Genomic DNA, 5,574 nt, shown 5'->3' with positions numbered 1-5,574 from the left:
GGCCTCACCGACGGCACCACCTATGAAGTGCAGGTGCGAGCGGTGACCGGTGCCGGCGACGGCGCGAGCTCGGCTCCTGCGGCGGGTACCCCGGCGTCGACGCCGGCTGCGCCGGCACTGAACGCGGTAGAGCGCGGGGACGGCCGGCTCACGGTCGACCTCACGCTGGGCGGCGACGGCGGATCCGCGATCACCGACCTCGAGTACACCTTGGACGGCGGCACGACCTGGGTCTCGGCCGGTCAGGCTTCGGGTCACGTCACGATCACCGGCTTGAACAACGGCCAGAGCTACACCGTGCAGGTGCGCGCCGTCAACGCGGTCGGTGCCGGCGGCGGATCGAACCAGCTCACCTCGGCCCCGGCCGCTGCACCCCCGCAGCCGGCGCTGGCCCTGACCCCGGGCGACACCACGGTCGCGGTCGCGGCCACGTTCTCCGACGACGGCGGTGCGCCCCTCACCCGGATCGAGTACTCGATCGACGGCGGCAGCACCTGGGTCGGCACGGGCAGCCTCTCCGGCTCGTTCCTGCTGACCGGTCACCCCAACGGCACGCCCGTCGAGGTGCGGGTGCGCGGCGTGAACGCGATCGGCGAGGGCGCCCCCGCGGTCGATTCCGCGACCCCGCGCACGGTCCCTGGCCCGCCCACCGACGTGGTCACCGTGGGCAACACGGGGTCGATCGAGGCGAGCTGGCAGGCGCCCGCCGACGACGGCGGATCGCCGATCACCGGGTACACCGCCTATGCCTACGCATCGGTCGATTCGACCACGCCGCTCGCGTCCTGCACCAGCGCCGGCCCCGAGGCGTGCACGATCACGGGGCTCGCCAACGGAACGACCTACTTCGTCGCGGTCGCCGCGACGAACGCCGCCGGCACCGGCCCCGAGTCGACGCGCCGCCCCTCGGCGATGCCGCTGCAGCGACCGGCGGCACCGAACCTCACCGCGGTCGCCCCAGGCGATCAGCGCCTGACGCTGACGTTCACCGCGGGCGCTGCAGGCGACCGGCCGATCCAGCGGTACGAGTACTCGATCGACGGAGGATCGACCTGGCTGCCGCTCGGCACGAGCAGCCCGGCGACCGCCTCGGGTCTCACGAACGGCACGCTCTACAATGCGCAGGTGCGCGCGGTCAGCGAAGCCGGTCCCGGCGCGGCCTCGAACGTTCGCAGCGGCACGCCGTTCGGCTATCCTTTCGCGCCGACGAACATCGTGGCCACCCCCGGCGTCGGCAGCGCGACGGTGACCTGGGATCACGCGGATCTCAGCGGCAACACGCTGCAGCGCTACGCCGTCACGCTGTTCAGCGCAGCCTCCGGCGGGACCATCCTCGGCGGCGGAACGCAATTCACCACGGGCACGAGCCTGACCTTCACCGGGTTGGCCAACGGCACGACCTATTGGGTTTCGATCCAGACCGAGACGAGCAGCGGAGCCAGCGCGACGCCGACGCTCTACTCGGAGCGCTCCGATCCGCGCGTGCCGGTCACCCCGCGTCTCGCGGGCACCGCGCCGACGTTCGGCCCGATCACCTCGACGGTCGACGGCTACACGGTCACGATCTCGAACTACGATGCGGCGGCGACCTACACGCTCGATGAGTCCGCGCTGCCGGCCGGCGCTTCGGCGAGCCGCACCGGCAACACGATCACGGTCACGGGTCTCGCTCCGAGCGCGAGCGGCACGGTCGGCGTGACCGCGACGCGATCCGACCGCCTGCCGGCCTCCGCGCCGGTGACCGGCGCAGCGCTGAACGCGGCGCTCGTGCCGACGTTCGGCACGCCGACGCGCACCGCCGACGGCTACACGGTGCAGATCACGAACTACGACGGCGCCTTCTCCTGGGGGGCGACCCCGCTGACCGGTTCGGCGACGGTGAGCGCGTCGGGCCTCGTCACCGTGACGGGTGTGGCCCCCGGCTCTGCGACCACCGTCACCGTGTTGACCTCGCGCAGCGGGTACGCGCCCGGCAGCGCGGCCACCTCGGGAACCGCGCTGAGTGCGGCCCTGGTGCCCGACCTCGGCGCGTCGACGCGCACGGCCGACGGCTACACGTTCCAGATCGAGAACTACGATCCCGATTTCAGCTGGGGCGTCACGCCCTCCGCGGGCACCGCGTCGATCGACGCGTCGGGCCTCGTCACAGTGACGGGCCTCGCGCTTGGCGCCTCCGCGACCGCGACGGTCTCGACCTCGCGCGCCGGGTACGCGCCCGGCAGCGCGGCCGCATCGGGCACGGCGCTCGAGGCAGGCGTCGCTCCCACGTTCGGCACACCCACGCGCACCATCGACGGCTTTACGGTGCAGATCGCCAACTACGACGCGGCGGCGACGTACACGCTCGACGACTCTGCGCTCCCGGCAGGCGCCTCGGCCTCGCGGACCGGTGACACCATCACCGTGACCGGCCTGGCAGCGGGCGCATCAGCGACCGTCGGCGTGGAGGTCTCGAAGACCGGCTTCACCGAGGCCGATGCCGGCGTGACAGGTGCAGCGCTGGATGCGGCGCTCGTGCCGACGTTCGGCACGTCGACGCGCACGGCCGACGGCTACACGGTGCAGATCACGAACTACGACGGCACCTTCGCCTGGGCGGCGACTCCGGTCGACGGTTCGGCGACGGTGAGCGCGTCGGGCCTCGTGACGGTGACCGGCCTCGCTCCAGGCGCCTCGACCTCGGTGGCGGTCTCGACCACGCGCACCGGGTACGTCTCCGGTCACGCGAGCGCACCGGGCACGGCGCTCGAGACGGGCATCGCTCCGACGTTCGGCACGCCGACGCGCACGGCCGACGGCTACACCGTGCAGATCGCGAACTACGATCCCGCCGTCACCTACACGCTCGATGATTCGGCGCTCCCGGCGGGCGCCTCGGCCTCGAGGACCGGTGACACCATCACCGTGACCGGTCTCGCCGCCGGTGCGAGCGGCACGGTCGGCGTCACGGCTTCGCACCCCGATCGCACCGAGGCGTCGGCGCCGGTCGCGGGCACAGCCCTGAACGCGGCCCTGGTGCCGACGTTCGGCACGCCGACGCGCACCGCCGACGGCTACACGGTGCAGATCACAAACTACGACGGCGCCTTCTCCTGGGCGACGACCCCGCTGACCGGCTCGGCGACGGTGAGCGCGTCGGGCCTCGTCACCGTGACGGGTCTCGCGCCAGGCGCCTCGACCTCGGTCACGGTCTCGACCACGCGCACCGACTACGTGCCGGGCAGCTCCGACGTCGCGGGCACGGCGCTCGAGACGGGCGTCGCCCCCACGTTCGGCGCGCCGACGCGCACGGCCGACGGCTACACGGTGCAGATCGACAACTTCGATCCGCTGGCGGTCTACACGTTCTCCGCCCCGCCGGGAGCCTCCGCGGCCGTCGACGGATCGGGTCTCGTGACGGTGACCGGCGTGGCGCCGGCCGACTCGGCGACCGTCGGCGTCACCGTCTCGAAGACCGGCTTCACCGACGCCCAGGCCCCGGTCACGGGCACCGCGCTCGAGACGGGCATCGCGCCGACCTTCGGGCCGGTGACGCGCACGGCCGACGGCTACACGGTCGAGATCACCAACTTCGATCCCACCGCGGTCTATCTGCCCGATGCCCCCGCCGGAGTCACCGCGATCATGGTCGGCAGCACGCTGCTGGTTAGCGGTCTCGCGCCCGAGCAGAGCGCCACGGTCGACCTGCGCGTGCAGCGCCCGGGCTCGACCGAGGCTGCGGCGCCGGTCGCCGGCGCCGCCCAGAAGGCGGGATCCGCGCCGCGCCTCTCGGCGCCCCGGCCCACCCCCGACGGCTTCGAGGTGACCATCATCGACTACGATCCGGCGCTCGGCTACGCGCTTTCGGTCTCGGCGGGCACGGCGACCCGCGATGGCGCCCTGATCACCGTGCGCGGTCTCCGGCCGGGGCAGCAGGCGGTGTTGACGGTGACCTCGTCGAATGCCGGCACGGTGGCGAACACCCAGGCGGTCGCGGGCGCTGCGGCGCTCGCCCCGGGCGTGATCGCGCAGACCGGCGCGCCGGGCACGCTGCCGCTGGCCGCCCTGGCGGCGCTGCTGATGATCGCGGGAGCCGCCCTGCTCCGCCGGCGCCGAGAGGCGTGACGGGAGGCCGGGCTCCGGACGGTTCGCCGATCCGGAGCCCGGCAGGCCCCCGTTTGGCCCGCTCTCCGATCCGTGATGGCCTTCTCCTTGGCCAAAGACCGCCGGTAGGGTTCGCAAGATCCCCGTAACGTTCGAGGCTTCGGAAACGAAGCGGCGAAGACCTGCGCAGGTGCGAACTCCTCGATCGAGGGATCAGATCCCGAAAGCTCAGAAGCTCCGTGCGTGCGCGCCGGAGCTTTTCTCATTCCCCGGGGAATGCGGATGCTCCGAGCGGCGGTGGCACCGGGCGGCGTCCGCCGGCCGGGAACGACAAACTAGGGAGCGCCATGGCTACGAAGGATGCCACGGTCGCCGAACTTCAGGCAAAGTTTGAAGAGTCGGCCGCCGTTCTGCTGACTGAGTACCGCGGTCTCACGGTTGCTGAACTGCGCGAGCTGCGCAACAGCATCCGCGAGCACGCGACGTACGCCGTGGCGAAGAACACGCTGACTAAGATCGCCGCCAACAAGGCCGGCGTCACCGCTTTCGATGACGAGCTCGCCGGCCCTTCGGCTCTCGCCTTCGTGCACGGTGACCCTGTCGCGGTTGCGAAGGGTCTGCGCGACTTCGCCAAGGCACACCCTCATCTGGTGGTGAAGGCGGGCTACTTCGATGGCAACGCCCTGACCGCCGCTGAGGTAGGCAAGCTCGCCGACCTCGAGAGCCGTGAGGTGCTGCTGGCCAAGGCCGCCGGCGCCATGCAGGCCGCTCTCGTGGGTGCGGCGCAGCTGTTCAACGCTCTGCCCGCCAAGGCCGCCCGCGGCTTCGGCGCGCTGCAGGAGAAGCAGGACGCGTAAGGATCGGCGCCTGCCGATCCGCGAGACAGTCAACCCGCCCGTCGCGCACCGCGCGCGGGCACACCATCAAGGAGAAACATCATGGCTAAGCTTTCGACCGAAGAACTGCTCGAGCAGTTCAAGGGCCTGACCCTCATCGAGCTCTCGGAGTTCGTGAAGGCGTTCGAGGAGACCTTCGACGTCTCGGCCGCCGCCCCCGTCGCGGTCGCCGCCGCCCCCGCCCCCGCCCCCGGTGGCGCTGCCGCCGAGGCCGCCGAGGAGAAGGACGAGTTCGACGTCGTCCTCGAGTCGGCCGGCGACAAGAAGATCCAGGTCATCAAGGTCGTGCGCGAGCTGACCGGCCTGGGCCTGGGCGAGGCGAAGGCCCTCGTCGAGGAGGCTCCCAAGAACGTGCTCGAGGGCGCGAAGAAGGAGGCCGCCGAGGAGGCCAAGGCCAAGCTCGAGGAGGCCGGCGCGGGCGTCAAGCTCGTCTGAGGATCTTCGAGACCGGTCTTCCGGGACCGCCTCTTCGCTGATTCGGCGAATTCAGGGCGGGGTGCTACGGCACCCCGCCCTTTTCTCATTCCTCCGCGCTTTGTCGGCTCTTCGCATTTGGAAGTGTAGAAGTGGTGCCCGGAGTGGCTGCCGCTAGATA

Annotated in this window: 3 protein-coding genes; all 3 read left to right on the top strand. The window is 71.7% G+C overall.

What is annotated here, in order from left to right:
* Nucleotides 1–42: 42 nt before the first annotated feature.
* Nucleotides 43–4,104: a beta strand repeat-containing protein gene (locus PKY62_RS11755; protein ID WP_324537183.1), complete on the top strand. Its 4,062-nt coding sequence runs from the start codon at nucleotides 43–45 to the stop codon at nucleotides 4,102–4,104.
* Nucleotides 4,105–4,430: 326 nt separating this feature from the next.
* Nucleotides 4,431–4,940, top strand: a complete 510-nt coding sequence (gene rplJ, locus PKY62_RS11750; protein WP_324537181.1) for a 50S ribosomal protein L10 — start codon at nucleotides 4,431–4,433, stop codon at nucleotides 4,938–4,940.
* An 81-nt stretch (nucleotides 4,941–5,021) separates the two neighbouring features.
* Complete coding sequence (gene rplL / locus PKY62_RS11745) at nucleotides 5,022–5,414, top strand: 50S ribosomal protein L7/L12 (protein WP_324537178.1); 393 nt, start codon at nucleotides 5,022–5,024, stop codon at nucleotides 5,412–5,414.
* Nucleotides 5,415–5,574 lie beyond the last annotated feature (160 nt).

The sequence above is a fragment of the Actinotalea sp. genome, assembly GCF_035443605.1.
In the GTDB taxonomy this organism is placed as follows: domain Bacteria; phylum Actinomycetota; class Actinomycetes; order Actinomycetales; family Cellulomonadaceae; genus Actinotalea.
The sequence above is the reverse complement of the archived record's forward strand: the minus strand, read 5'-3'. Positions and strand labels throughout refer to the sequence as shown.

Excerpts from the sequence above, each read along its gene's own strand:
- rplJ (WP_324537181.1), top strand. The coding sequence starts at position 4,431 with ATGGCTACGAAGGATGCCACGGTCGCCGAACTTCAGGCAAAGTTTGAA.
- rplL (WP_324537178.1), top strand. The coding sequence starts at position 5,022 with ATGGCTAAGCTTTCGACCGAAGAACTGCTCGAGCAGTTCAAGGGCCTG.